The organism is Mangrovibacillus sp. Mu-81 (assembly GCF_036867415.1).
Classification (GTDB): Bacteria; Bacillota; Bacilli; order Bacillales; family Bacillaceae_B; genus Rossellomorea.
The window spans coordinates 280,927-307,148 of sequence record NZ_JBAJHU010000004.1 but is presented as its reverse complement, the minus strand read 5'-3'; the positions used below and the strand labels follow the sequence as shown (position 1 = coordinate 307,148).

The following is a 26,222-nucleotide window of genomic DNA, read 5'->3' as shown; positions in this document are numbered from 1 at the left end:
AGGTAAACTTAGCCATTTGTGTGGGCACCTCCTATTGTTGTTTGGAGTGTCCAACAATAGGGGTGCAACGCAGATGCTCCTGCGGGGTCTCACCTGTCTCGCTTTTCCCGCAGGAGTCTGCGTCTTGCACTCCAATCAACCGCTGGAACGAGCTATAAAGAAAAACGATCTATAACAAAACCTATTAATAAAATCCGTACTAAATCGAATAAAGATTTTGAATTAAAGTTCGGATTTTCATTCGGCTAATATACATTTTTCCAGCCTGTTTTAATGAATTTCAATCAGGTACATATGTTAAAACGTTGATACAATTCCATTTTATCTAAAAAATTCAACCACAAATCAATTTATCAAAGAAGTTACTAAAAAGTATTACAAAACTTATCATGTTACTTTCCCCATTGAAGTTAACTTGATTGAAGAGGATTTTTAGGTACTTTCTTCGTGATATGTTTTTTCAGAACCATATAAAGAAGTTAGGTGAAGCACAGGGAATAATTGCTTCGAGGGATTCAAATTTTTAAGAACAAGCTAAGAATGGTTACTACACTAAAGTACTTTAGGAGAAAAAATTCATAAAATTTACTAGGAGAATGGCATATCCATATATATAGCGTTATCGGATACGCCTTTCATAAATGTGTTTTTAGCCGAATACCAGAATTTTTTATAGGTACTCTTAAGATCGTTGTTCGTTTCAGCTTTTTCGAGCGGTTGATTGGAGTGCAAGACGTAGACTCCTGCGGGAAAAGTAGCTTATGTGAGACCCCGCAGGAGCGAACGCGACGAGGAGGCTCACGGGTTACCCGCGGAAAGCGAAGTCTTGCACGGAAATCATTAGCGGTATTTAGAGTCATCACTGATAGTGTTGGCCTTTAGGTAGATATTTTTTTGTTTTGCCCCAGCCTACTTTTTGAATGAGAAGAGAGGATAAATATAATTCGAGAATTGTCCAGCCCCTCCTCTTTTCTTTTATAATTATTGAGAAAGCGGATAAACATCGATCACTGTCCCGGTATACGCATCGGCCAGGAATTCAAACTGCTCCAACCGTCCATTGCTGCGGCGTGAGACTCCTCCTTTATACACTTTGGTGGATAAAGAGTGTTTCTGATAATCCTCTGGTTTCATGGATATCCAGGATCCATCGATATTTCCCTCTTTTTTAAACGACAGTTTTACGTCCTTTAACACTTTTTCAGCAGAGACCAGGCTCGCATCCTTCAGTTTCTCCTTTACTAAAATTCCTCCTGCCGCGCCAATCCCAATTCCTAAAATAAATGACTTCCAATTCATATTGATCCCTCCACAGCCATGTTTACTAACAGGTATATAGGTACATTCTAACAAAGATTATAAAAAAAAGAGAACTGCTTTTGCCTTAATTGGTGGTAAGACGTGCGAAAGTTCTGTAAAATGAAACTATACATAACCAGATATTATTAAAAAGGGGCAGAAAATATGAAACAAGATACTTTGGATTTATTTAAAACGTTAACCGAGTTGCCTGGCGCACCAGGTAATGAACATGCCGTGCGCCAATTCATGAGGGAACAACTGAAGGAGTATTCTGATGAAGTGGTCCAGGACGGACTGGGTGGTATTTTCGGTGTGAAAAAGGGTAAAGCGGAGGATCCGGTTGTCATGGTGGCCGGGCATATGGATGAGGTTGGTTTCATGGTCACCTCCATCACGGATAATGGTATGCTCCGTTTTCAAACACTTGGCGGCTGGTGGAGCCAGGTTCTCTTGGCTCAGCGAGTACAGGTCATCACGGATAAGGGACCTGTAACCGGTGTCATCGGAAGCATCCCTCCGCATCTATTGGGTGAGGAGCAGCGCAGAAAACCGATGGATATGAAAAACATGCTGATCGATATCGGTGCAGATGACAAGGAAGATGCAATGAGCATCGGTATCAAGCCGGGGCAGCAAATCGTTCCAATCTGTCCGTTCACCCCGATGGCGAATGAGAAGAAAATTCTGGCAAAAGCATGGGATAACCGCTATGGCTGCGGATTGTCCATTGAGTTATTAAAAGAACTTCAAGGAACGAAATTATCCAATACCCTTTACTCAGGTGCCACTGTGCAGGAGGAAGTGGGTCTTCGCGGAGCACAGACTGCTGCAAATATGATCAATCCTGATATTTTCTTTGCATTGGATGCAAGTCCTGCCAATGATATGTCAGGCGATAAGAATGAATTCGGTCAACTGGGGAAGGGTGCCCTTCTGCGAATCCTGGACCGTTCCATGGTAACGCATAAAGGAATCAGGGAGTTTGTCCTTGACACAGCAGAATCCAATGATATCCCTTATCAGTATTTTGTTTCACAAGGAGGAACGGATGCGGGGAGAGTACACATTTCCAATGAAGGTGTCCCAAGTGCAGTGGTGGGGATTTGCTCACGCTATATCCATACTCATGCATCCATGATCCATATAGATGATTACGCAGCAGCAAAAGAACTTATCGTAAAATTGGTTAAACAATGTGACCGTACAGTCATCGAAACTATCAAGCGCAACGGTTAGCCGATTATGTGAAGCAGATAGATCCAATGAAAAACTGTCTCCATGGGAGGCAGTTTTTTTAACGGAGCACAACAGGTTCAATCGGAGTGAATGGTAAATAAAGAGAGGTGTCGTAATTTGTTGAAATTGGCAATTGGAACTCAGAATAAAGCGAAAGTGGAAGCGATTCAAAACGGCTTCCTAGAATATTATGAACATGTGAGCTTCGAATGCCTGAAAACGGAATCAAACGTAAATGAGCAGCCGTTTTCAGACCAGGAAACAATTGAAGGGGCTTTAAACCGTGCAAAGAACGTTTTAAGGATGACGGAAGCTGATGTCGGAATCGGTCTTGAAGGGGGAGTGACGGAATCCCTTTATGGAATGTTCCTCTGCAACTGGGGGGCGCTCGTCGATCGAGACGGAAATGAAATCATTGCCGGAGGAGCGCGAATCTCATTACCGGCGGAAATCGCCAATGGATTGAGGCAGGGGAGGGAACTCGGTCCGCTCATGGATGGATTCACCCAAAGAACCGGCATCCGTCACAAAGAAGGTGCGGTAGGAGTATTCACCGACGGCAATGTTACAAGGGATGCGATGTTCCTTCATGTTGTCCATTTATTGATCGGACAGTGGCATTATAAGAAAAAACAGTCATAACGGCTACAGTGATCTTTTTCAACTTCCTACTACTTGGCCCAAACCAATCTAACAACCCCCTCATACGATAAAATATATCAGTTTATTTTACTGATAATTCTTAGCAGGGGAGGTTTTATTTATGGGTTGCAGAAGAAATGATGATGTCGGAGGACGCCGAAACAATTGCTGGGATTTGTTCGGTCATTGTGGGAGACGTGATGACGGCGTATTAGGAGCGGAGGATAACCGCGGAAGATGCCGCCGCAGACGGGATGATGATGTATTTGGTGCGGAAGATAACCGTAGAAGATGCCATCGCAGACGAGACGACGATGTTCGCGGTTCAGAAGATAACCGCGGAAGATGCCGCCGCAGACGAGATGATGATGTATTTGGTGCGGAAGATAACCGTGGAAGATGCCATCGCAGACGGGACGACGATGTTCGCGGTTCAGAAGACCGCAGAAGGCATCACGGAAACCGCTGCTGGTTCTGGTAATCGGACAAAAGGCTTCGCGCATTGACGCGGAGTCTTTTTTTATGGGTCATGAGTGACACGCAGCGACCACATACCCATTAATTTCACAAAAACAACCTAAAATAAAGACCCCCTGAACGAGCCAGGGAGTCTCGATAATCTTTATTTAATGCCTTTCATAAATACTTGAATCTTTGGAGATAGAAGGAACAAGATGATACTTAATACGATTGCTGCTCCTCCGATTGAACCAAAGTAAAGCATTTCTGAATCAGCTGAATAGAATCTTACAAGCTGTGCATTCAATGCTTGGGCACCTGCAGAAGCAAGGAACCAAAGGCTCATTGTTTGAGCAGAGAATGCTTCCGGCGCAAGTTTGGTCGTCGCTGACAGACCTACCGGGGATAACATCAATTCTCCAAGTACGACAATGAAGTAACTCAATACTAACCACAGCGGACTTACTAATGCGTCTTCTCCTGTGAAATAAGCAGGTAACAGGATGACAAGGAATGATAATCCTGCAAATAAAAGACCTAATGAGAATTTTTGAGGGATCGTAGGTTGACGATCACCAAGTTTCACCCACATTCCAGCGAAGATCGGCGCAAGCAAAATGATGAATAACGGATTTAGTGACTGGAACCATGCAGGTGAAATTTCAATACCCCAGAAGTCCAGTTGTGTACGTTTATCTGCATAAGCGGCCAGGATGGTGGAACCTTGCTCCTGGATTGCCCAGAACATGACAGCTGCAATGAATAACGGGATGTATGCAAGTACGCGTGAACGTTCCGTTGCAGTCGTTTTAGGACTCTTGTACATAATGATGAAGTAAATCGTTGGAGCCAAGATACCAAAGATTCCGACTAAATTGATAAATACATCTAAAGTGAACCATCCGTTTGGAATCGTAATTCCGAGAACAATAGCTATAACAATTGCTGCGAGTGCCGTGATGGAACCGTATTTTTTCTTTTCAGCAGTATTAAGCGGGTTTGGTACATACGTACCAGCAAGACCCAGGCTCTTCTTCTTTGTCAACATGAATACGACTAATCCGAAGAACATACCGATTGCAGCCAGTGCGAATCCCCAGTGGAATCCGTAGCTCTTCATAAGAGCACCTGTAAGAAGCGGTGCGAGGAATGCTCCTAGATTGATACCCATATAGAAGATACTGAATGCAGCATCGCGGCGGGTATCATTTTCGGCATACATTTCACCGACTACAGTGGATACGTTTGGCTTTAATAAACCGGTACCGAGTACGATTAATACCATTGAAACGAAAAACATGGACAAACTGCCCGGGAATGATAGTGCGATATGCCCGAACATGATCAAGATTCCTCCGTAGAAAACGGCTTTTGATGTACCGAATATCCTATCTGCGAGCCATCCTCCGATGACACCGGACATATAAACAAGTGAACCATAAATAGACATGATTGCTAAAGCTGTGCCTTCCTCTAATCCAAGACCGCCTTTTGAAACCTCGTAATACATATAGTACACAAGGATTGCGCGCATTCCGTAGTAAGAAAAGCGCTCCCAAAATTCTGTGAAGAATAGCGTGAACAGGCCCTTAGGGTGTCCAAAAAATCCCTTTTGGGGAACACTATCCACAATTTTCTGTTTATTGATTGACGACATATTACAACCTCCTTAGTTCTTTTACTATAATATTTTAATATTTTCATAAAGTCAAAAAAACTTTAAAAACTAGTAATTATATCACAATAAATCTTTTTATTAACAAAATTAAATTATTTTAGAATAGTAAGAAAATTAGGGAGGGAAGCCACACAAAAAGAGCTCGACGGGTAATAGTATACCCGCAAGCTCCGTGGGAAGTAAGGTTAAATGACTGTCATTTAAAGAAGATCCTGGTTATTTCGTTTCGAATATATATGAAAGTACTTTCGTTGCTTGTTCGATTGTCGTACATGTTACATTCGCTTTATTTGACAGTTCTTTTAGGGGATGGTGCAAATCTTCAGGCCTGATCAGGATGAGCGGCTTATTCAGTGCAAGTGCTGTACTTGCATCCATGGCTGTATTCCATTGTTTATACTTTTCTCCGAATAATGCAACGATTAGATCGGATTTCTTCATAAGAAGCTCGGTGCGGAGGTTATTGATGGCAGAAGCTGCATCATCACGCAGGATCTTGTCATGCTGCTCACCCAGAATTTCTTCCCCGATAAAATCAGACCGGTCATGATTTTCCATAGGTCCGACAAAGGAAAGGGGTAAATCCAGTTGTTTCGCTGCTTGCTTTATTTCTTCTCTCCAGCTCGTATGTATCTCTCCTGCAAGGTATACTGTAAATTCCATTCGGCACTCACTCCTTTTTTTAGTCATTTTATCATATATACCCTGTGTTGGTGAAAAGTAACCTTGATTGCCATGAAATTAAAGAGATTTCTTCGTGAAAGGGTTGTCAATGGTACTTTGTGACGGTATTATTATCGTAGGTCCTAAGCGATAGAAGTGAAGGCGGCTCTCCGCCGAAGCCCGAAAAGGAGGATAAGAGGATGAAAACATACATTTTGATCGTTTTCTTCTTTCTTGTGCTTATACTAGCTGGATGCAATACAACAATAGATGAAGAGAAAGAGCAGACAGCCCAAACTGTAGAGGATACGTTCAAACATACAAAAAAGAGCGATAAAGAAAAAGCAGGGAACGTGAGCTTTTATCTCCCGTTTGGAGCCAAGATTGAGAAAGAATCTTCCAATAATATCATTATTTCAGAAGGCTCTGATACATTTATTCTTTTTACAAATCCAGAAGAAGATCAAACCAGTGAACTTCTATATAAAATGGCAGTCAGCGACGGGAAAAATATCGTCCAGAAAGACACATTCACAGATGATGACCGTCTCGGATATTATGTGATCAAGAAGCTGCCTGATTCGGAAGCTTACGAATTGATCGTAGGGGTTGGCGGCACAAAATTGACGACTCAATCCCCTATGGAAGACCTCTCGGATAATGCCGAAATGATGATGGAAATAGCGAGCTCAGTTAAACATAAGTAAGGATATGACCGGTTTTTCACTTTTTCAGTGAAAAACCGTTTTTTTTATTTCCGGATGTCTGTTGAACCGGAAGAAAAGGATTTTTCACCCCCTGAATGCTTCCGTTACTTTCCCGGCCAAGTTACTAGTCAAAATGCATGATCAGAAATTATCTATAGACAAAAACAACATGTGTCTTTACACTAGTAAATGTGCGGTTCCTTACATTGAAGAAAAGGGGAATGAAGATGAAAAATTTTATGGAAAGCAAAGGGGTCAAGCCCTCTGCCAAAGTTTACTTTATAGATGCCCTAAGTTATATGGCCCTTGGTCTTTTCAGTTCGTTGATCATCGGACTGATTATTAAGACTATCGGGGAACAGGTGACAATCCTGCCCCTCCCGATCAAAACCTTCTTTATTGATATGGGTGCCCTGGCCATCAGCTTGATGGGGCCGGCCATCGGGGTTGCCATTGCGTTCGGCCTGGGTGCTCCGCCGCTCGTGTTATTCGCGGCTGTGGTGACGGGTGCGGCAGGTGCCGCTCTTGGAGGTCCTGCAGGGGCTTATCTTGCAGCTGTGGTGTCAACCGAAATCGGTAAACTTGTGAGCAAGACGACGAAAGTGGATATTATCGTTACTCCTTTTATTACGATTATTGCTGGTTTCTCAGTTGCGTATTTTGCCGGTCCGCAAATTGGTGATTTCATGACGATGTTTGGGAGCTGGATCAGCTGGGCGACGGAACAGAGACCGATTGTCATGGGGATACTGGTGGCGGCACTCATGGGGCTTGCGTTGACTGCGCCAATATCCAGTGCAGCAATTGCGCTTATGCTGGATTTGAGCGGAGTGGCGGCAGGAGCAGCAACGATCGGGTGTGCAGCACAGATGGTTGGATTCGCCGTGATCAGCTACCGTGAAAACAAGGTGGGCGGACTTCTAGCTCAAGGAATCGGCACGTCCATGCTGCAGGTACCGAATATCATTCGGAACCCCCGGATTTTACTGCCGCCTACGATTGCCGGGATGGTGCTAGCACCCATCGGGACAACACTGTGGGTCATGGAAAACAACGCTGCAGGGGCGGGAATGGGAACAAGCGGCCTCGTCGGGCAGATCATGACATTTAAAACAATGGGCTTCACTTGGGATACGGCAATGAAGGTGCTTCTGTTGCATTTCGTTGGACCTGCATTCATCTCCCTGTTAATATCGGAGTATATGCGTAAAATAGGTTGGATCAAACCCAATCAAATGACGATCGATACAGGAGGGAAATAAAATGCGTAAACTTGAAACAATAGAAGAATTTCATGAGTTAAAGAATAAGGGGAAACATGTTTTTATGTTTTCTGCTGATTGGTGCCCGGATTGCCGTGTGATTGAACCGATCCTGCCGGAAATCGAGAGTGAATTCAGTGAATACACTTTCATCTATGCAGATCGCGATCAATTTATCGATATCTGCATTGAAAATGATATATTTGGTATTCCAAGCTTCCTTGCATTCGGTAATGGACAGGAATTAGGAAGATTCGTCAGCAAGGACCGCAAATCAAAGGAAGAAATACAAGAATTCATGAACAATCTCTCTAAGTAAAGCAAAAGGGATATTCTCTCGGGGTATCCCTTTTTTCATGGAGGGATTCTTTTTTGTAATCTCAGGATTTTATTGTAAAATGTTAAAAGTGGCATAGTTGTTTTTTGAACGGTAACGTATGAGTATAAGAAGGAGGGGAACCATGGATATAAAAAAATTAAAAGGCATCCTTCAGGAGCGGTTGGGCAAACCCCATCGCACATTTACATATGATCGGGAAAAAGATTCCTTGCGTATAGAAAATACCGAGACAAATAAAGGAATCACGGTGGCACTTCCGCCCATCGTCTCAAAATGGAAAGAAAATAATAAATCAATCATTGATGAAGTCGTTTATTATGTGGAAGAAGCATTGAATGTAATGGGCACCAAAGCAGACATGGGAAGCAAAGAGAAAAGCGTATTTCCGGTCATCAGGTCCACTTCATTTGCAACCGAATCAAATGACGGCATTCCACTCGTGACCGATGATCATACAGCTGAAACAAGAATTTATTATGCGATCGACCTCGGTTCAACCTATCGTTTAATTGATGAGAACATGTTGAAAGAAGAAGGCTGGTCCCATGAACAGATGAAAGAAACCGCCTTATTCAACGTAAGAGGCTTACAGACACAAATGAAGAAAGATGAAGTGGCTGGAAATATTTATTATTTTTTGAATAATAATGACGGCTACGATGCAAGCCGCATATTAAATGAGGCATTCTTAAAGAAGATGAGTGCTGATATTCAAGGTGAGATGACTGTATCTGTTCCACACCAGGACGTGCTTGTGATTGGTGATATCCGCAATGAAACAGGCTATGATGTACTGGCTCAGTTAACGATGAGCTTTTTCACCACTGGCAATGTTCCGATTACTGCTTTGTCATTTGTCTATGAAGATGGGGAACTGGAACCAGTCTTCATCCTCGCTAAAAACCGCAAAAAGTGAAGGGAGAAAAGGAAATGAACGTATTTTACAATCTTGAAGGGATAGGGGATACCCTTATCATCACACTCCAGCCTGGTTTTGAAGGGAAAGTCGGGCACGAAGCAAAGGAAGACGCAGTACGCATCTTCGATAATGATTCCGGCAAAACGGTCGGATTCAATTTATTCCGTGCGTCAAGCTACATGGATTTAAATGAAAAAGGACAAGTCGAAATGAATGACGACAAGTTGGGGGAAATCAATAAAGCTCTTGAGAAGAACGGGTTTGAAGAAGTATTGGAAGCAGATTTCTCCCCTAAATTTGTCGTGGGCTATGTTTCAGAAAAAGAAAAACACCCTAATGCAGATAAATTAAATATCTGTAAAGTCGACGTAGGCGGCGACACCCTGCAAATCGTTTGTGGTGCACCCAACGTTGACCAGGGACAAAAAGTGGTCGTTGCCAAAGTCGGGGCAGTCATGCCAAGCGGGATGATCATAAAAGACGCCGAGCTGCGCGGCGTCCCTTCATCAGGTATGATCTGCTCTGCAAAAGAACTTGACCTGCCGGGTGCCCCCCAGGAAAAAGGAATTCTTGTGCTCGAAGACAGTTATGAGGTCGGACAGCCGTTTAACTGATAAACAGATCAATGTTGAAGAATAGACGGAGTCTTGACGGCTCCGTTTTTTTGATTTTAACAGGTGCAGCTGAACCCGCCTCTTTCTAACAATCCCTTAACAACCATGTTACACCGATGATGTTTTCGACACATTTCTTTAACAATTCTCTAATTCTATCGAAATAACTCGAATTTTTCTCTTTACCTGATAAAATATAAGATAAGTATCAAGGAAAGAGTGATAAGTGTGAGCTGGATAAAAAAAATGATGAATAAACTATCAGATCAAGATGAGGCATATGAAGAACACTATGAAGAAGAAGTCGAAGAGAAAAAGCCGCGGTCTGAAAAGCGTATTTTAAATAATAGAGTCATTAATCATTCAAAAGAAGTAGAAGCAAGGATGACGTATCAATATCCGAAAGGGAACTTCCGCTTTCCGCTTATATCGGACGGAGAAAAGGTGAATGAGCCCCGGCCTGAACGGAAACGGAGGGAAGCTGAACAGAAAGTAAACAGCGAACCGCAGCGTGAAAAGGGAAGGAGCCGGGAACGAAAGCAGCAACATAATCCGCTGCAAAAGCCTGCCCGCTCAGAAACATCATCGCCGGCAAACCAAAATGAAAAAAGCGACAAGCAAGCAAAAACAAACAAGAAAGTTGAAAAAGGGAACAGCCGTCCGTTCCGGCCGACAGAAATCCCATCCCCTATTTACGGTTTCAGGACAAGGCCAGTTAAACCTGTAAAAAAGGATGATGTCGATTATGAGCCGGGAGAATTCTTACATAATGGGGAAGCAGAGGTAAAAGAAAACCTTGACGTGTATCCACCTGAATTGAAAAAAGTCAAAGAAATGCCGGATGAAAGCCGCGGCCAGCATCAATCAGTGATTGAAGCTTCATTGGTCGGCAATGAATTCTCATTTAAAGAAAGTGTGGAGCAGCATCAAACCGGGGTCCTTAATGGACCTGAACCCGTCCGGGACGAGGCAGCATCTGAAATGGTCACTTCAGATGCCGCAGGATCACGTGAAAATTATTCGGACGCTCCATCATTTGAAACAGCGTCGGCTTCATCTCTTATGTTGGCAGAAGATAATACGATGTCTGAAACTGCTGCTGCACAAGACGTCCATCAGGCAGTATCGGATACACTTGTAGAACCGGTACAAGCAGAGCCGTTACAATATGAAGAAGGAAAACAACACGGGGAATCCTTGAATCATCCTGAAGCAGGACACGATGAAACACCTGTACAAAATGAAGAGTCAAATCAAGAGGAACCACAGCTGGATCATCATGAAGGAAACCAGCTGCAAAAATCAGCTCAGTATCAAGAAAATGAACTTCAGCCTGAGCCGGTAGAGAATCAGGAAGAAGAGCCGAAACAAAGAAAAAGATCGCATCTTCCTTTTAACGTCTTGATGTTGAAGCAGGATAAACGGCAGATGAATCATCGGAACAGAACAACGGCTGGTCAAGGCAGAAATGCTGAATCGTCTTCTTCTCCAGATCGCGGAGAGAGAAAACAGGCAGCGCCGGTTCAACAGCAGATGCAGGAACAACAGACAGAGAAAGTTCAAGGGGAAGAAGCCGCCAGAAGCTACAGTGAATTGACTTCTTCAGCGAAGAGCACGAAAGGCTACGCATTTCCGGAAATGGATTATCTGATGCCTCCTGTGTCAAAGAAACTGAGCGGAGAATGGCTTGAATCCCAGAAGCTACTGCTGGATGAGACACTTCATAACTTTAATGTACGTGCGAAAGTAGTGAACGTCACACAGGGACCTTCGGTTACACGATTTGAAGTGCAGCCGGAACCCGGGGTGAAGGTGAACAAGATCACGAATCTTTCAGACGATATTAAACTGAGCCTTGCTGCCAAGGACATTCGGATCGAGGCACCGATTCCCGGGAAGCATACGATCGGCATCGAGGTGCCGAACAAGGAAAGCCGCCCCGTCTGTATCAGTGAGGTGATTGCAAGCCCTGCCTTCCAGGAATCGGAATCCTCCCTGACTGCAGCACTAGGGCTTGATATCTCAGGTCAGCCGATCGTGACGGATCTGAGCAAAATGCCCCATGGCCTGATTGCGGGTGCGACTGGATCAGGAAAAAGTGTATGTATCAATTCGATCCTGGTCAGTCTTTTGTATAAAGCTTCTCCGGATGAATTGAAACTTCTCCTCATCGATCCAAAGATGGTGGAGCTGGCCCCTTATAACCGCATTCCGCATCTGGTCAGTCCGGTCATTACCGACGTCAAGGCGGCAACAGCTGCATTGAAGTGGGCTGTCGAAGAGATGGAAAGACGGTATGAATTGTTTGCCCATACCGGTGTGAGGGACATCAAACGATTCAATGAATTGACGAAACGAAACAAACAGTACAATGATATGCTCCCATATTTGGTCATCGTGATCGATGAGCTGGCTGACCTCATGATGATGTCGCCTGCAGATGTCGAGGAAGCGATCTGCCGAATAGCCCAGAAAGCACGTGCCTGCGGGATCCACTTGATCATTGCAACACAGCGGCCCTCCGTTGATGTCATTACAGGATTGATCAAAGCAAATGTTCCGACCAGGGTCGCATTCTCTGTATCTTCTGGTGTGGATTCCAGAACGATCATTGATGGAAGCGGTGCTGAACGCCTGCTCGGGAAAGGGGATATGCTTTTCCTTGAAAATGGTTCATCCAAGCCAGTGAGATTGCAGGGGACCTTTGTGTCTGATGATGAAATCGATGACATCATCAAACATGTAAGGGAGCAGAGGGAGCCTGATTATATCTTTCAACAGGATGAACTGATTAAGAAGGCACAAGTGACAGAAGAAGAAGATGAATTGTTCTTTGAAGCATGTGAATTTGTCATCGATCAGGGAGGGGCTTCTGCTTCCAGCCTGCAAAGACGGTTCAGGATCGGGTATAACCGCGCGGCAAGATTGATGGAAATGATGGAAAAGAGTGGGGTCATCTCGGAATCAAGAGGCAGTAAGCCGAGGGATATCCTGATTTCGGAGAGCGAACTCGAGACATTGGCATAGACTAGTACAAACATTCGATACATGGTATTCTGTTTATGATGTAAACAGAATACCTATTTTTTTGGGAAGCCATAAGGAGCTTTATGATGAAAGAAATCGAATTGAAACTTCAAGGGAAAATCAAACGATTGTCCAACCATACATTTAAATTTGACGAACGAATCGGCGAAGGCTGGTTTTCGGCCGTCTATTTTTTAAAGACAAAAGAAATCGCACGAAAATATAAACCTGATGCGGTGGTGACGATGCAATTTTTTCAAAAGGATCACTCTGTGTTGTGCGGCACAGACGAAGTGATTGCACTGCTGCATACATTTGCCGATCAGCCTGAGAAACTTGAAATTCACTCCTTGAAAGATGGAGATCAAATTTCTCCATTTGAAACTGTGTTGACAATAAAAGGACGTTACCAGGATTTTGGTTACCTGGAGGGACTCATTGATGGGATCCTCGCGAGAAGAACATCTGTGGCAACGAGTGTCTACAACGTCATGAAAGCAGCTGCACTTTCCGGACAGCAAAAGCCGGTCATTTTCATGGGTGACCGCGATGACCACTTTACACAGCAGGCTGGGGACGGCTATGCCGCTTTTATCGGCGGGTCTACTGCGCAGGCAACCCATGCCATGAATGAATGGTGGGGTAAACAGGGAATGGGCACGATGCCGCACGCGTTGATCCAATTATTCAACGGGGATATCGTTGAGGCTGCCAAAGCTTATCAGGATACGTTCCCGGAAGATGAATTGATTGCGCTGGTCGATTACAATAATGATGTCATCACGGATTCATTGAAGGCAGCGAGGGAGTTTGGTTCTGAATTAAAAGGGGTACGAGTAGATACCTCCCGTATGATGATCGACAAATACTTCCTTCGCAACCAGCATGTGCTTGGAACGTTTGATCCACGCGGGGTAAACAGTGAATTGATCGTTGCACTAAGAAAAGAATTGGACGAAGAAGGGTATCAACATGTGAAGATTGTGGTCACAGGAGGTTTCAATGAGAAACGAATCCGTGAATTTGAAGAAAGCAGGGTGCCGGTTGATGTGTATGGAGTCGGCAGCAGCCTCCTCAAGATCCATGTTGGGTTCACAGGTGATAATGTCGTGCTTGACGGTGTACACCAGGCAAAAGCCGGCAGGAAACTTCGTCCTAATCCAAGGCTTGAAAAAGTCGTACTCGAATAGGTGAGAGGATGCAGGATAAGGATCTCTTGGATTTAAGTCAATATCGGATTAAAAAGCAGAGCATTGCAGAAGAACAAATCGATGAAATATATCAGCATGCGTATCAATACGCCTTAAAAGAAACCAATATACGTGAAAAAGTAAGAGCTAAGATGATATTTGCAAAACGTTTTCAATTAAACGAATCATCGCTTATGTCCACAAAAGCCGAGGAAGTATTTCATCAATGGTTTCTTTTTGATTATAAGACTATTAAAGGTCAAACCTTATTTTTTCAGTTTCTGCAATCCCGGAGGCTGAGCGAGCCTGTTAAGATGATGGGTGCACTGCTGCTCTCGGCTGCCCTCGAACCTGTCAGGGTCAAAGAAATCCAAACAGTCGATGGTGAGCTCTTCATGATCGGTGAAAACATTATGCATGACAGAAAAGAATCCGTAAAAACATCTCTGGATGGATTGAAGGAGGAAATAATGGAGGATTCCCTTTATTTCATGAGAAAAGTCCCTCTCGTAACAGAACAGTGGCTCATTGGTCCCGTTTTTCAGGCTGAATCACCCGGTTTGCAGACTGTGATAAAAAACCAGTACCATCAAAAGAATCATGAAACCGGGATATTATGGAGAACTTTCTTAAAAGAAGAAGCTCCTTCTTATATTCTAAAGGACCATTCATAGCTCGTTCATGGTCAGTCCCCATGAAAAGTGATATAATATTCTAGTTGAAAGAAACGGGCAGTTTATTAAAAGGGGCTAAGAAGATAGCCATTCTTCTTCAACTCCCTTATACTTAAGGTGACTGATCAGCGGTTTGTGCCGCTGTATATTCTATTCTCATGTCCACAGCCATACGGATAGCAAAAAAATATTCATTTCATATAATGCTTTAGATAGATGATTGTTGGAGGTTCTATTATGACTATATATCATTTCGTAGGAATCAAGGGATCGGGTATGAGTGCATTAGCCCAAATACTCCACGATATGGACTACGAGGTCCAAGGATCTGACTATGATAAATATTTCTTTACTCAAAAGTCTTTAGATGAATCAAATATAAAAATACTTCCTTTCCAAAAAGAAAATATCGGAGGGGATATGCATGTGATCGCTGGAAACGCATTTCCTGACACTCATGAAGAAATCGTGGCTGCAGTCGAACAAGGACTGCCAATCACGAGATACCATAAATTCCTTGGTGACTTCATGCAGAAGTTCACGAGTGTAGCGGTGACAGGGGCACATGGTAAAACGTCCACAACAGGTCTCCTCGCGCACGTGATCAGCGGTGCAAAGCCTACTTCGTATCTGATCGGTGATGGTACAGGTAAAGGGGAAGTGGATGCTCAATACTTTGTATTCGAAGCATGTGAATACCGCAGGCACTTCTTATCGTATTATCCTGACTATGCCATCATGACGAATATCGATTTCGATCATCCTGATTATTTCGCCAACGTCGATGATGTATTTTCCGCTTTCCAGGAGATGGCGATGCAAGTGAAAAAAGGCATCATTGCATGCGGTGATGATGAACAATTACAGAAAATACAGGCCCAGGTACCGGTCGTCTTTTATGGTTTCGCTGAAGAAAATGATTTTCAGGCGAGAAATGTGAACCGTGACCGAGAAGGAACTTCCTTCGACGTATTTGTGCGGAATGAATTCTATGCAAGTTTTAAAATCCCTACATTCGGTGATCACAATATTATGAATGCATTGTCCGTCATTGCGATTTGTCACTACGAAGAGCTTGATACTGCCGTAGTGCAGGAACGATTAAGCAGCTTCAAAGGTGTAAAACGCCGTTTCTCCGAAAAAGAAATCGGATCCCAGATCCTGATCGATGACTATGCTCATCACCCGACTGAAATCAAGGCAACGGTGGATTCAGCGAGACAAAAGTATCCTGAGAAGGAAATCATCGCTGTATTCCAGCCGCATACTTTCACGCGCACGCAAACCTTCCTTTCAGAGTTTGCCGAAAGCCTGGAGATGGCGGATAAAGTCTACTTATGTGAGATTTTTGGTTCAGCACGTGAAAATCATGGTAAATTGTCGATCCAGGATCTCCAAAGTAAAATCGGAGGATCTGAAATCATCGACGAACATGATACTTCGCCTTTATTGAATCATGACAACAGTGTCCTGATCTTCATGGGAGCTGGGGACGTACAAAAGTTCCAGGAAGCTTACGAAAAGACACTTAAAGAAAATTTAACAGAAAACGGATGATAGGTCACCGGTTCGTTTGGTTCCGGCTTTCCAATTTCAAGGCCCGTCTTCTCACCGCTTTAAGCAGTGAGAAGACGGGCCTTGTGTATTATTTCAAGTTTTCGGGATTCAGGACTTCGAGTTCCGGGAGGACGAACTTTCCGTCTTTGCGGATCAATACGTCGTCGAAATAGATCTCCCCGCCCCCGTATTCAGGTCTTTGGATCATGACCATGTCCCAATGGATATTCGAGTGATTCCCATTGTTTGCTTCCTCATAGCACTCACCTGGTGTGAAGTGGAAACTTCCGTCGATTTTTTCATCAAAGAGAATATCCTGCATCGGGTGCTGTATATGCGGGTTGACTCCGATCGCGAATTCACCGACGTATCTTGCCCCTTCATCCGTATCAAATATTTTATTGATTCTTTCCGTATCATTGGCTGTCGCATCTACAATCTTTCCGTCTTTGAATGTAAGCGATACATTCTCAAATGTAAAACCATTATAAGGTGAGGGAGTATTATAGGAAATGGTCCCATTTACAGAATCCTTGACAGGTGCAGAGTAGACTTCCCCGTCAGGTATATTCAATCGGCCGGCACATTTCACAGCCGGGATATCTTTGATAGAAAACGTCAGGTCGGTCCCCTCTCCAACAAGGCGGACTTTGTCTGTCTTGTTCATGAGTTCCACCAGATTATCCATGGCACTATCCATCTTACTGTAATCAAGGTTGCAGACATCAAAGTAGAAGTCTTCAAATGCTTCTGTGCTCATCTTTGCCAGCTGGGCCATAGATGCATTCGGGTAGCGCAATACCACCCATTTCTTCTTCGGAACCCGGATTTCCCTATGTACTTTCCTGCCGATCGTACTGCCGTGGAGCCTTATTCTTTCTTCCGGTACATCCGATTGCTCGCTGATATTATCACCGGAGCGAAGCCCTATATATGCGTCCATTTCCTTCATGACGTTCGCTTCGAAATCAGCCATCATATTGTATTGTTCTTCCTGTGCTCCCATCAACAATGCCCGTTCGACTGAGTGATCTTTAATGGATACGAACGGGTAACCGCCTGCAGCGTATGCTTCTTTGACGAGTGCCGTGACCAATTCACGCTGCAATCCGAAATTCTCAATCAGTACTTTTTCTCCAGGCTGGAGCTGGACTGAATATTGAATCAGGTTCCTTGCCAATTTTTCAATGCGTGGATCTTTCATGAGTATGAACCCCCTTAAATGAGTATCAAACTTTATTGTACCCTAAATTTTACCGGGATGATAAAAAAGAAAAAAGAAAAGATAAAAAAGTAATTTTAAAAATTAGGCAGGAATTTGCCTTTCGGAAGAAGAAATCCTAGTATAATGTTTAATTGTGTTTAGGATGGGTAAAGAATTTTTATACATGGAGGTGGACTATATGGAAATAATTCTTTATCTGAGTGTAGCAGTTATTGCAATTGCTTTTTTTATTTTAGTGATAAGCGTTATGAAAACCTTGAAATCACTGGGGACAACACTGGACAGTGTATCGACTACGTTAAATGGTCTTGAATCCCAGCTTCAGGGAGTGACAAAAGAGTCTACGGATTTACTACATAAAACGAATCTGTTAGCCGAAGATATCCAGCGTAAATCTGAGGATCTTAACACCGTTGTTTATGCAGTTAAAGATGTAGGGCATTCCATCCAGAATCTTAATAACTCAGTAAAGAAAGTCAGCACATCAATCTCGACTGAACTTGAAAAGAACCAGGGCAGGATTTCACAGGTGGTTCAGTGGGGTAATGCATTTATTGAGTTGAAGGACAAGTGGAAGCAAAAAAAGGAACAACAGCCGAATCTTTCTGATAAAGCTGTGCATAATCAAACTGCACCCGAAGATGTTCAATCTCGAGAAAAATTGATTAAAAGAGCAAGATCTTATAACAATTAGGAGAGGGGAATTTTCAAATGACACAAAACCAGAATCAAAATCAGCAAACAAACGACAACAACAACATCAACTCAAAGGACTTCATGATCGGCACATTGATCGGAGGGATCGTAGGAGCTGCAACAGCGCTGCTGCTTGCTCCTAAATCAGGCAAGGATTTGAGAAACGACCTTAATGAACAGGCTGTAGTAATCAAAGAAAAATCCGGCCAGTGGAAAGATACTGCTGTTGAAAAAAGCAATGAGTTAGCAGCGGTTGCCAAAGAAAAGTCTGCCGCACTATCAAAGTCAGTTCAGGAACAATCGAACACGGTGAAGGATAAGTTCAAATCATACCGCACCAAAAGCAATACAGAAGATGTAAATGATGAGCTTCAGGAAGTCCCTGTAGGAGATGCAACTCCAGTGCAGGAAACGGATAATGTGAACCAGAAGCTTGAAGAAACGAAAAAAGCGTTTGATGAAACAGAAAAAACTTACAATCAATAAAGATTGTCGGGGTGAGCGGTGAAGTGATGATTACTTCGCCGCTTTTTTGTACAGGATAATCTTATATCTTTAGTTCAGGATACTATGGAGAAAGGATGAATAATCGAACATGCAAAAGATCGAAACCATACAGCAATTTGAGCAGCTTGCAGAAACGAAACACCGCTTTTTCTTTATGAAGCACAGTTTGACCTGCCCGATCAGCTCAACGGCATTTTCTGATTATCAATCATATTTGAACACCAACAGGGAAGAAGAGGGCTATTATCTGGCCGTGCAGGAATCAAGGGAACTCTCAAGCCATATTGCTGAGAAATACGGAATCAAACACGAATCCCCGCAAGCGTTCCTATTCATCGACGGCAAACCAGGCTGGTCCGCCTCCCACTGGAATATCACCGAAAAAGAACTGAATAAACTATAAAAAGAATCTGCCTGGCAGGTTCTTTTTTTGCGACGGATACAAGAAACGTGCTCATCTGCATAGCAGAATACACACAAAATAATACCGGTAATAACAGGAATTTTGCCTTTTGAAGTTTATTTACAGAGGGAAGGGGAATTTAACGTAATAACAAATTAATAACCCTATAGGAGGATTAATCAATATGGTACAGCCTTATCAAGGTCAAAAAAATGAAACGAACAATGCAAATCAAATCCCTACAGTTAAGGAGAAAAGAAGCGGAAAGCTTGTAAAAGGAATCGTACTCGGCGCTGTCGTGGGGGGAGCGGTAGCCATGATGGACAAGAACACAAGAAAGAAGGTCACATCAAGCACCAGCTCCATGAAAGACTCTACGATGGGTATGGTCTCAAAAGTGAAAGAAAATCCATCAGGAGTCATGAATGACTGGCAGGAGCGTATCAAGTCAGCTTCCTCAGTATTGAAAGAAGCCATAAATGATGCACAATCGTTATATGAAAAAGTAAACGGGGACGTCATCGATCAAGTGAATCAGGTAAAAGAGGAATCATCTGAAATCATAGCCACGACAAAAGACGCTGCTGAAGATTTAAAGGGTATCGGAAGCAAAGTAAAAGAAGCAGGTGAAGAAGTGTCAGGGGATTCAACACAGGCTTCATCGACATCAACGACAACATCATCAAATGATGAATCGATTCACAGTACGAATAAACCGAGCAGTGTTCCCGGACAGGTGGGATCATAAAAAAACTGGCTTTCGCCAGTTTTTTTGTGTTTTTCCCTTTTAGTTTTCATAAGCATTTGTCCAGAGTATCTCAAGATTGTCACCAGTTTGGATTTCTTCATAAAACGTTGTTTCTTCTCCATTTCTCATCAACTGAAATGAAGCATTCCCATGTGCCGGCATGGCGATTTCCACGTGATTGAACACATCCTGGAAGATGAAAGAGTGACCTGCTTTTTCTTCGATGATGATCGTGTCTCCGAGTTCCACACGGTCAGTCATTTTCAATGGCTGATCACCTTTATAAACGTTCGCTGCCTCTTGTTTCAAAATGACCGGGGTACCATTGAAAATGATCTCGATCGATCGATCCCGATAATCGCTTCTTTTCATCAATAATTGTTCGACCGTAGGATGTTCAGTAGAAGCCAACGTAATCTGGTCATTATGTGAGATGGCTGTGGAAGGTTTGGCTTCCATTCCATTGATATATACCTTTCCTCCGAATGAAGGAAAGTAGGTTTCTTTTCCGTTTATAGTAAGGCGGAACGGCTTCCACCTTTCCAGCCATTCTCCATAATCGAGTCTTTTTAATGCGTCTGCTATCGTTTCTTTGACCTCGTAATGGATGATGTCGCCGTCGCAGATCTTTTCACTGTGTGAATCTTGCTTTCCGTTTCTTAATAGCAGAGGTGAGAGAGTGTGAACTTTTTCATTGATGAATAGTGTTTTATCCGGAAGTTCATCCATTAACTCGGAAATTTTCACGGAAGGTGCAGCACCGTCATCGCCCTTCAAAACGGTTATCCTGTCATGATTCATTAATCTGTCGTCTACCGATGCTTCCCTCCCATTCTTCGTAATCACAGGAGGATGTCCGTATCCTCCTGGAAGGGTGACTTCCTGACCGTTGACAGTGATGAAATAGGCATGACCCGGTTTTCCATAAAGCTTGTTGATTTTCATTCCGGCAGCAAGCAGTCCATCCCCGATTGTTAAATCCTTAACCTCGAACAAACGGATGGGCTGCTCATTTACGTGGATTGTGACATATTGGACAGGAGCTTGTTTGGCTGCGATCGCTATGCCGACAGGTGTCACGAGTTCCGGCCCTTTGGCGGGAAGGTCGGCAAACGATAAGTTCTGGATGGCTTCGATTCCTCTTACGGCGACTCTGTTTTCAGGAAGTTTCAGGGATCTTGCCAACTGTGCAGGCAATTCCGGCGTCAAGCTGCCCCCTCCGACAAGCATGACTGCCTGCGGCGGCTTTTGATTGTTTAATAGAAGGATTTCATGTGAGATCTTTTCTGCAAGATGTTCGATGGAAGGCTGTATTTTCTCCACTACTTCCTGAACGGAGAACTCTGATTCAAATCCCAGAATATCGGTCACAGTGATGCTTTCTGACTGATGAAGTTCTCTTTTCGCTTTTTCCGCAAATGGGAAATCGAGCAGTAATGCGTCACTCATGGCTTCGGTGATTTCATCGCCGGCAGTCGGCACCATACCGTAAGCCGTGACGGTTCCTTTGTTTGTAAGGGCAATATCAGATGTTCCCGCTCCGATATCCACCAGTGCGACGTTCAACCTCCTCATGGATTGAGGAATCAACACATTGATCGCAGCGATGGGTTCAAGCGTCAGGGCTTCCATTTCAAGGCCAGCCCGATTCAAAGCGGCTAAGAGGGATTCCACTACCACTCTCGGGAGGAAGGTAGCGATGATCTCTACGCTTGCTTCATCCCCCTGCTGGTCGATCAGGCTGCCGATCTCTTCTCCGTCTAAACGATAGTACAGAACGGAATAGCCGACGCAGTAATAGTGATAGCTGTTCGCATCTCCGCCATTTTCTGCTGCCTGCGCCTGCGCCTGCTGGACAGCACTGAGTTCCAGGTGGAGGATATCTTCCTTTTTCAGCAGTGGTTTGCTTTTGATCGGAAAAGCCGCAAGTGATTTTTCCGTTTTCAACGCCCTTCCGGCAGCTGCGACACACACTTTATGGAGTGACCCATGTTTTTCTTCCAACTTCTTTTTTATGGATGATATAACTTCCGATACAGCAGGGACATCGTGAATTTGTCCATCAAGCATTGCACGTTCTTTATGTTCTTCCACTTCTATGTCGGTTACGTGGTATTTCCCGTCTCTTTCTTCTAATATGATTCCGACAACCGAACGTGTGCCGATATCTAATGAAAATATTTTTTTCAACGTATACACCTACTTTTAATCAGTCTCATAAAATACTAAAATGCTTTAGTGCTTAAAAGCGTTTAATTAATAAAGAAATTTATCGTGACATTTGGGAATTCTTCTATTATAATTAGTTTCAATATCTATAAAAAATGTATCATACTTTAATAACTAAAACAGTTTTTTATGTATGAACAGGATAAAATCAAGAAAGGGTGCTGTATTGTGAGTAATCAAGAGCTCGATCAATTACGGAAAAAAGTCGACGAGATGAACTTAAAACTACTAGAAACCATCAATGAACGTGCTAAGCTCGTGCAGGAAATCGGGCGTGTGAAGGAAAAGCAAGGAGTATACCGATATGATCCTGTTCGTGAAAGAGGAATGCTCGACCTGATCAAGGAAAATAACAATGGTCCTTTTGAAAACTCGACCATTGAACATATTTTCAAAGAGGTCTTCAAAGCTGGTTTAGAATTACAGAAAGATGATCATCGTAAAGCATTACTGGTATCCCGAAAGAAGAAAGCTGAGGATACGATCGTGAATATCAATGGAGATGCAATCGGTGACGGGAATCCTCATTTCATCTTTGGTCCATGTGCTGTAGAATCCTATGAGCAAGTAGCTCAAGTGGCACAGGCTGTTAAAGCAAAAGGTCTGAAGCTGCTGCGCGGCGGTGCATTCAAACCAAGAACTTCCCCTTATGACTTCCAGGGTCTTGGAATCGAAGGACTGAAGATTCTAAAGAAGGTTGCGGACGAATACGATTTGGCAGTAGTCAGTGAAATCGTCAATCCTGCCGATATCGAGTCTGCAATTGAATACATCGATGTAATCCAGATCGGTGCGAGGAACATGCAGAATTTCGAATTACTGAAAGCTGCCGGCGCTGTGAAAAAACCGGTATTATTAAAAAGAGGTCTTGCTGCAACGATCGATGAATTCATCAATGCAGCTGAATATATCATTTCTCAGGGTAATGGAGACATCATCCTTTGTGAACGCGGTATCCGAACGTACGAGAAAGCAACACGCAATACGCTTGATATCTCAGCCGTGCCGATCCTGAAACAGGAGACGCATCTTCCAGTGTTCGTGGATGTAACACACTCCACGGGACGCAGGGACCTTCTGCTGCCTACAGCGAAAGCGGCTATTGCCATCGGAGCCGACGGCGTCATGGCAGAAGTTCATCCTGATCCGGCTGTAGCCTTATCCGATTCAGCTCAGCAAATGGATCTGGACCAATTCGACCATTTCTATCAGGAACTATTAAAAGGACGTACAATTAACGTTTAATCAACTTGGATCAGGGTATAAAATCAAGGCTGGACTTTCAACGGGTCCAGCCTTTTTTGTGGAGATCACCAAAGATTTATCCCGAATAGTGCACAGCCATTGCAGTTATACAAAGACTGTCGTATGATAATGTACATAATTGCAGATAAATAGACTAAATACTGTTTAACATATAGTTTGAAACGTAAATATGTGCATTTTTTAACAAACTATTGTAATCGCTTTTTTCTTATGGAATATTTAGTGTAAAATAACAGTAACAAAGTTGAGAAGGCAAAGGAGTGTCAGAAATGAATATAACAATATACGATGTAGCGCGGGAAGCAAGTGTCTCGATGGCCACAGTTTCACGGGTAGTGAATGGGAATCCAAATGTGAAGCCTGCAACACGGAAAAAAGTACTTGAGGTGATCGAACGTCTCGGTTATCGTCCTAATGCAGTAGCCAGGGGACTTGCCAGCAAGAAGACGACAACGGTAGGAGTCATCATCCCGGATATTTCCAATATCTTCTATGCCGAACTGGCACGGGGAATCGAAGACATTGCTACAATGTACAAATACAATATCATCCTAAGCAACTCTGATCAAAATACAGAAAAAGAGCTTCATCTCTTAAACACGATGCTTGGAAAGCAAGTGGATGGAATTCTCTTTATGGGAGGACATATCTCTGCAGAACATGTGCAGGAGTTTGAACGTTCACCGGTTCCGATCGTGCTTGCGGGAGCAGTGGAAGAGACCAATACAGTCCCATCGGTAAACATTGATTATAAAGCGGCAACGTATGATGCAGTGAAGGAACTCCTTGATAAAGGGCATAAGAGCATCGGGTTTGTAAGCGGTCCTTTCCACGATACGATCAACATGAAGTTCAAGCTTGAAGGATATAGAGAGGCATTGGGTTCAGCAGGAGTCGAATTCAACGATGATCTGGTAATCGAAGGGGAATACACTTATGACTCCGGTCTGGAAGCGTGGCAGAAATTCTCTGACCTGGATGAATTGCCGACAGCAATCTTTGTGGGGAATGACGAGACTGCCCTTGGAGTGGTGCATGGTGCACAAGACAATGGTGTGTCGATCCCTGACGAGGTTGAAATCATCAGTTTTGATAACACAAGACTTGCACTTATGGTAAGGCCTCAGTTGACATCAGTTGTACAACCGCTGTATGACATCGGTGCTGTAGCGATGAGGCTCTTGACGAAGTACATGAACAAGGAAACGGTGGATGAAGAGACCGTTGTATTACCTCACCGCATAGAGCACAGACACTCAACAAAATAAGACTTTTGTCGATATATCAGATAAGACAAACAGAACTTATTTACAGGGAGAGTCAAAATGAAGAAGATTGATGTACTAACGCCTATCGGAGTGATTGCAGGCTTTCTATTTGTAGCGTTTGCCATCATGACAAACGCAGGACTTTCAGGGTTTGGTTCCTTTGTGGACCTTCCCTCTATTTTTATTGTCATCGGCGGTTTGTTTGCTGCCATGCTTGTCAGTTTCTCGCTCAAAGAGCTGAAGCATCTGGGGAAAGTCATGCGGCAATCTTTCCGTGAAGAAGATTTCGACCATCATGGATTGATCCGAACCTTCATCCTGCTCTCGGATAAAGCAAGAAGGGAAGGTCTGCTGTCTTTAGAGGCGGAAGTAGAGGAAATCGGGGACCCTTTCATTCGGAAAGGTGTTCTTTTAGCTGTGGATGGAATCGAGTCTGATGTGATAACGGACATTATGAATGCCGAAATCATCGCACTTGAAGAGCGTCACCGCAAGAACAGAAGCCTATTGGACAAAGCTGGTGAATATGCACCGGCATGGGGGATGATCGGAACCCTGATCGGGCTTGTGCTGATGCTGAAAAACTTGAACGATCCGTCTTCCCTGGGACCGAATATGGCCATCGCCCTATTAACGACCCTGTATGGCTCGCTGCTTGCTAACCTTGTATTCATTCCCATGGCATCCAAGTTGGCTATGAGAACGGAAAGAGAGGTATTCATGAAGCAAATCGTCATCGAAGGAGTGGTTGGCGTTCAGTCCGGGCAGAATACCAGAATACTAGAGGAAAAGCTTAAGGTCTTTCTTTCTCATGACGAATTGGTGAAACATGTAGAGAAAGAACAGCAGGGGGCATCACTCGATGATGCGTAGAAGGAAGCTGACTGAGCAGAAATCGAATGCCCCAAGGTGGATGGTGACCTTTTCAGATCTGATCACTCTTATTCTCGTATTCTTTATTCTGCTCTTCTCCATGTCGCAGATCGATATCGTGAAATTCCAGGCGATTGCGGATTCCTTTCAGCAGAAACAAATCCTTGAATTCTATCCATCTGTCATTCCTTTAGAAGAATCATCAGATGAGTCTGAAATCGAAACGAATGAAGAAATAGAAGATACAAGAGAGCAGCGGGACAGGGATCTTCAGGAACTGCTTACCGAAATACAGGACTACTTGAAAGAAAACAAATTAAGTGACATCGTCGTTGCAACGAGAACGGAAAGAGGAGTCGTCCTCGTCCTTCAGGAGCAGGCACTCTTCGATTCAGGTGAATCAGCGATCCTCGGGTCGTCATACCCGTTTCTGAATAAAGTCGGAAATCTGCTGTCACAAATCCCAAACTTCGTAAAAGTGGAAGGGCATACGGATAACAGACCAATTTCAACAGACAAGTTCCCCTCCAACTGGGAGCTTTCGTCTGCGCGTGCAAGCTCGGTGATCCGCTATTTGACTGGAATAGAGAACCTGGACCCGAAACGCTTCATTGCAGTGGGTTACGGCGATACACGCCCGATTGCACCGAACGATACAGCCGAGAATCTGCAGAAGAATAGACGGGTGGAGATCATCGTGACCGATCCTGCCTACGAAGAGGAAGAGTAAACAGGAA

At 43.7% G+C, this 26,222-nt stretch carries 25 protein-coding genes; 20 read left to right on the top strand and 5 right to left on the bottom strand.

Annotation, left to right across the window (positions count from 1 at the left end):
- Positions 1-981: 981 nt before the first annotated feature.
- On the bottom strand, positions 982-1,299 hold the full coding sequence (locus tag V6B33_RS12070) for a PepSY domain-containing protein (RefSeq protein WP_334217995.1): 318 nt from the start codon (positions 1,297-1,299) through the stop codon (positions 982-984).
- Between the two features lie 165 nt (positions 1,300-1,464).
- Between V6B33_RS12070 and V6B33_RS12065 the strand changes: the two genes are divergently transcribed.
- The 3 genes from V6B33_RS12065 (at position 1,465) to V6B33_RS12055 (ending at position 3,661) form a co-directional block, all read left to right on the top strand.
- Positions 1,465-2,538, top strand: coding sequence for a M42 family metallopeptidase (locus V6B33_RS12065; RefSeq protein ID WP_334217994.1), 1,074 nt, complete (start codon positions 1,465-1,467; stop codon positions 2,536-2,538).
- Positions 2,539-2,655: 117 nt separating this feature from the next.
- Positions 2,656-3,180 (top strand): DUF84 family protein, encoded by a 525-nt coding sequence (locus V6B33_RS12060; RefSeq protein ID WP_334217993.1) that lies wholly within the window; start codon positions 2,656-2,658, stop codon positions 3,178-3,180.
- Between the two features lie 121 nt (positions 3,181-3,301).
- Positions 3,302-3,661, top strand: coding sequence for a hypothetical protein (locus tag V6B33_RS12055; RefSeq protein WP_334217992.1), 360 nt, complete (start codon positions 3,302-3,304; stop codon positions 3,659-3,661).
- 141 nt (positions 3,662-3,802) lie between these two features.
- On the opposite strand, the gene V6B33_RS12050 is transcribed toward V6B33_RS12055, so the two are convergent.
- Positions 3,803-5,296, bottom strand: a complete 1,494-nt coding sequence (locus tag V6B33_RS12050) for a peptide MFS transporter (protein WP_334217991.1) — start codon at positions 5,294-5,296, stop codon at positions 3,803-3,805.
- A 237-nt stretch (positions 5,297-5,533) separates the two neighbouring features.
- On the bottom strand, positions 5,534-5,980 hold the full coding sequence (locus V6B33_RS12045; protein ID WP_334217990.1) for a YtoQ family protein: 447 nt from the start codon (positions 5,978-5,980) through the stop codon (positions 5,534-5,536).
- Between the two features lie 200 nt (positions 5,981-6,180).
- Between V6B33_RS12045 and V6B33_RS12040 the strand changes: the two genes are divergently transcribed.
- The 9 genes from V6B33_RS12040 (at position 6,181) to murC (ending at position 16,270) form a co-directional block, all read left to right on the top strand.
- Positions 6,181-6,687: a hypothetical protein gene (locus V6B33_RS12040; protein ID WP_334217989.1), complete on the top strand. Its 507-nt coding sequence runs from the start codon at positions 6,181-6,183 to the stop codon at positions 6,685-6,687.
- A gap of 227 nt (positions 6,688-6,914) precedes the next feature.
- Entirely contained in the window at positions 6,915-7,949 is a 1,035-nt protein-coding gene (locus V6B33_RS12035; RefSeq protein ID WP_334217988.1) for a PTS transporter subunit IIC, read from the top strand.
- 1 nt (position 7,950) lies between these two features.
- Entirely contained in the window at positions 7,951-8,268 is a 318-nt protein-coding gene (locus V6B33_RS12030) for a thioredoxin family protein (RefSeq protein ID WP_334217987.1), read from the top strand.
- A gap of 142 nt (positions 8,269-8,410) precedes the next feature.
- A complete protein-coding gene (locus tag V6B33_RS12025; RefSeq protein WP_334217986.1) occupies positions 8,411-9,205 on the top strand; it encodes a DUF1444 domain-containing protein in 795 nt (264 codons plus the stop codon).
- A 14-nt stretch (positions 9,206-9,219) separates the two neighbouring features.
- Positions 9,220-9,822, top strand: coding sequence for a YtpR family tRNA-binding protein (ytpR, locus tag V6B33_RS12020; RefSeq protein WP_334217985.1), 603 nt, complete (start codon positions 9,220-9,222; stop codon positions 9,820-9,822).
- A gap of 228 nt (positions 9,823-10,050) precedes the next feature.
- Positions 10,051-12,849, top strand: coding sequence for a DNA translocase FtsK (locus V6B33_RS12015; protein WP_334217984.1), 2,799 nt, complete (start codon positions 10,051-10,053; stop codon positions 12,847-12,849).
- An 86-nt stretch (positions 12,850-12,935) separates the two neighbouring features.
- Complete coding sequence (locus V6B33_RS12010) at positions 12,936-14,039, top strand: nicotinate phosphoribosyltransferase (protein ID WP_334218010.1); 1,104 nt, start codon at positions 12,936-12,938, stop codon at positions 14,037-14,039.
- 26 nt (positions 14,040-14,065) lie between these two features.
- Entirely contained in the window at positions 14,066-14,713 is a 648-nt protein-coding gene (locus V6B33_RS12005) for a hypothetical protein (protein WP_334217983.1), read from the top strand.
- 237 nt (positions 14,714-14,950) lie between these two features.
- A complete protein-coding gene (murC, locus tag V6B33_RS12000) occupies positions 14,951-16,270 on the top strand; it encodes a UDP-N-acetylmuramate--L-alanine ligase (RefSeq protein WP_334217982.1) in 1,320 nt (439 codons plus the stop codon).
- Positions 16,271-16,358: 88 nt separating this feature from the next.
- Here the strand turns inward: murC and V6B33_RS11995 are convergent, their stop codons facing one another.
- Positions 16,359-17,474 carry an aminopeptidase gene (locus tag V6B33_RS11995; RefSeq protein ID WP_334217981.1) on the bottom strand — a complete coding sequence of 372 codons (1,116 nt, stop codon included), beginning with the start codon at positions 17,472-17,474 and terminating at the stop codon, positions 16,359-16,361.
- A 199-nt stretch (positions 17,475-17,673) separates the two neighbouring features.
- Between V6B33_RS11995 and V6B33_RS11990 the strand changes: the two genes are divergently transcribed.
- The 4 genes from V6B33_RS11990 (at position 17,674) to V6B33_RS11975 (ending at position 19,849) form a co-directional block, all read left to right on the top strand.
- Complete coding sequence (locus V6B33_RS11990) at positions 17,674-18,189, top strand: DUF948 domain-containing protein (RefSeq protein WP_334217980.1); 516 nt, start codon at positions 17,674-17,676, stop codon at positions 18,187-18,189.
- A gap of 17 nt (positions 18,190-18,206) precedes the next feature.
- Positions 18,207-18,677, top strand: a complete 471-nt coding sequence (locus V6B33_RS11985) for a YtxH domain-containing protein (RefSeq protein WP_334217979.1) — start codon at positions 18,207-18,209, stop codon at positions 18,675-18,677.
- 109 nt (positions 18,678-18,786) lie between these two features.
- Entirely contained in the window at positions 18,787-19,101 is a 315-nt protein-coding gene (ytxJ, locus tag V6B33_RS11980; RefSeq protein ID WP_334217978.1) for a bacillithiol system redox-active protein YtxJ, read from the top strand.
- A gap of 184 nt (positions 19,102-19,285) precedes the next feature.
- On the top strand, positions 19,286-19,849 hold the full coding sequence (locus tag V6B33_RS11975) for a YtxH domain-containing protein (RefSeq protein WP_334217977.1): 564 nt from the start codon (positions 19,286-19,288) through the stop codon (positions 19,847-19,849).
- 39 nt (positions 19,850-19,888) lie between these two features.
- Here the strand turns inward: V6B33_RS11975 and V6B33_RS11970 are convergent, their stop codons facing one another.
- Complete coding sequence (locus V6B33_RS11970; protein ID WP_334217976.1) at positions 19,889-22,048, bottom strand: cell division protein FtsA; 2,160 nt, start codon at positions 22,046-22,048, stop codon at positions 19,889-19,891.
- Positions 22,049-22,246: 198 nt separating this feature from the next.
- On the opposite strand from V6B33_RS11970, the gene V6B33_RS11965 reads away from it, so the two are divergent.
- The 4 genes from V6B33_RS11965 to motS all read left to right on the top strand — a co-directional run bounded on the left by V6B33_RS11965 (position 22,247) and on the right by motS (position 26,215).
- A complete protein-coding gene (locus tag V6B33_RS11965; protein ID WP_334217975.1) occupies positions 22,247-23,323 on the top strand; it encodes a bifunctional 3-deoxy-7-phosphoheptulonate synthase/chorismate mutase in 1,077 nt (358 codons plus the stop codon).
- A gap of 290 nt (positions 23,324-23,613) precedes the next feature.
- A complete protein-coding gene (gene ccpA, locus V6B33_RS11960) occupies positions 23,614-24,612 on the top strand; it encodes a catabolite control protein A (RefSeq protein ID WP_334217974.1) in 999 nt (332 codons plus the stop codon).
- A 57-nt stretch (positions 24,613-24,669) separates the two neighbouring features.
- Complete coding sequence (gene motP / locus V6B33_RS11955; protein WP_334217973.1) at positions 24,670-25,485, top strand: flagellar motor protein MotP; 816 nt, start codon at positions 24,670-24,672, stop codon at positions 25,483-25,485.
- Positions 25,475-26,215, top strand: coding sequence for a flagellar motor protein MotS (motS, locus tag V6B33_RS11950; RefSeq protein WP_334217972.1), 741 nt, complete (start codon positions 25,475-25,477; stop codon positions 26,213-26,215). The genes motP and motS overlap by 11 nt, the downstream gene beginning before the upstream one ends.
- Positions 26,216-26,222 lie beyond the last annotated feature (7 nt).

What these genes read in the sequence shown, in the direction of transcription:
- V6B33_RS12070 (WP_334217995.1), bottom strand. Translation starts at nt 1,299, where the DNA reads ATGAATTGGAAGTCATTTATTTTAGGAATTGGGATTGGCGCGGCAGGA.
- V6B33_RS12065 (WP_334217994.1), top strand. Translation starts at nt 1,465, where the DNA reads ATGAAACAAGATACTTTGGATTTATTTAAAACGTTAACCGAGTTGCCT.
- V6B33_RS12055 (WP_334217992.1), top strand. Translation starts at nt 3,302, where the DNA reads ATGGGTTGCAGAAGAAATGATGATGTCGGAGGACGCCGAAACAATTGC.
- V6B33_RS12050 (WP_334217991.1), bottom strand. Translation starts at nt 5,296, where the DNA reads ATGTCGTCAATCAATAAACAGAAAATTGTGGATAGTGTTCCCCAAAAG.
- V6B33_RS12045 (WP_334217990.1), bottom strand. Translation starts at nt 5,980, where the DNA reads ATGGAATTTACAGTATACCTTGCAGGAGAGATACATACGAGCTGGAGA.
- V6B33_RS12040 (WP_334217989.1), top strand. Translation starts at nt 6,181, where the DNA reads ATGAAAACATACATTTTGATCGTTTTCTTCTTTCTTGTGCTTATACTA.
- V6B33_RS12035 (WP_334217988.1), top strand. Translation starts at nt 6,915, where the DNA reads ATGAAAAATTTTATGGAAAGCAAAGGGGTCAAGCCCTCTGCCAAAGTT.
- V6B33_RS12030 (WP_334217987.1), top strand. Translation starts at nt 7,951, where the DNA reads ATGCGTAAACTTGAAACAATAGAAGAATTTCATGAGTTAAAGAATAAG.
- V6B33_RS12025 (WP_334217986.1), top strand. Translation starts at nt 8,411, where the DNA reads ATGGATATAAAAAAATTAAAAGGCATCCTTCAGGAGCGGTTGGGCAAA.
- ytpR (WP_334217985.1), top strand. Translation starts at nt 9,220, where the DNA reads ATGAACGTATTTTACAATCTTGAAGGGATAGGGGATACCCTTATCATC.
- V6B33_RS12010 (WP_334218010.1), top strand. Translation starts at nt 12,936, where the DNA reads ATGAAAGAAATCGAATTGAAACTTCAAGGGAAAATCAAACGATTGTCC.
- murC (WP_334217982.1), top strand. Translation starts at nt 14,951, where the DNA reads ATGACTATATATCATTTCGTAGGAATCAAGGGATCGGGTATGAGTGCA.
- V6B33_RS11995 (WP_334217981.1), bottom strand. Translation starts at nt 17,474, where the DNA reads ATGAAAGATCCACGCATTGAAAAATTGGCAAGGAACCTGATTCAATAT.
- V6B33_RS11990 (WP_334217980.1), top strand. Translation starts at nt 17,674, where the DNA reads ATGGAAATAATTCTTTATCTGAGTGTAGCAGTTATTGCAATTGCTTTT.
- V6B33_RS11985 (WP_334217979.1), top strand. Translation starts at nt 18,207, where the DNA reads ATGACACAAAACCAGAATCAAAATCAGCAAACAAACGACAACAACAAC.
- ytxJ (WP_334217978.1), top strand. Translation starts at nt 18,787, where the DNA reads ATGCAAAAGATCGAAACCATACAGCAATTTGAGCAGCTTGCAGAAACG.
- V6B33_RS11975 (WP_334217977.1), top strand. Translation starts at nt 19,286, where the DNA reads ATGGTACAGCCTTATCAAGGTCAAAAAAATGAAACGAACAATGCAAAT.
- ccpA (WP_334217974.1), top strand. Translation starts at nt 23,614, where the DNA reads ATGAATATAACAATATACGATGTAGCGCGGGAAGCAAGTGTCTCGATG.
- motP (WP_334217973.1), top strand. Translation starts at nt 24,670, where the DNA reads ATGAAGAAGATTGATGTACTAACGCCTATCGGAGTGATTGCAGGCTTT.
- motS (WP_334217972.1), top strand. Translation starts at nt 25,475, where the DNA reads ATGATGCGTAGAAGGAAGCTGACTGAGCAGAAATCGAATGCCCCAAGG.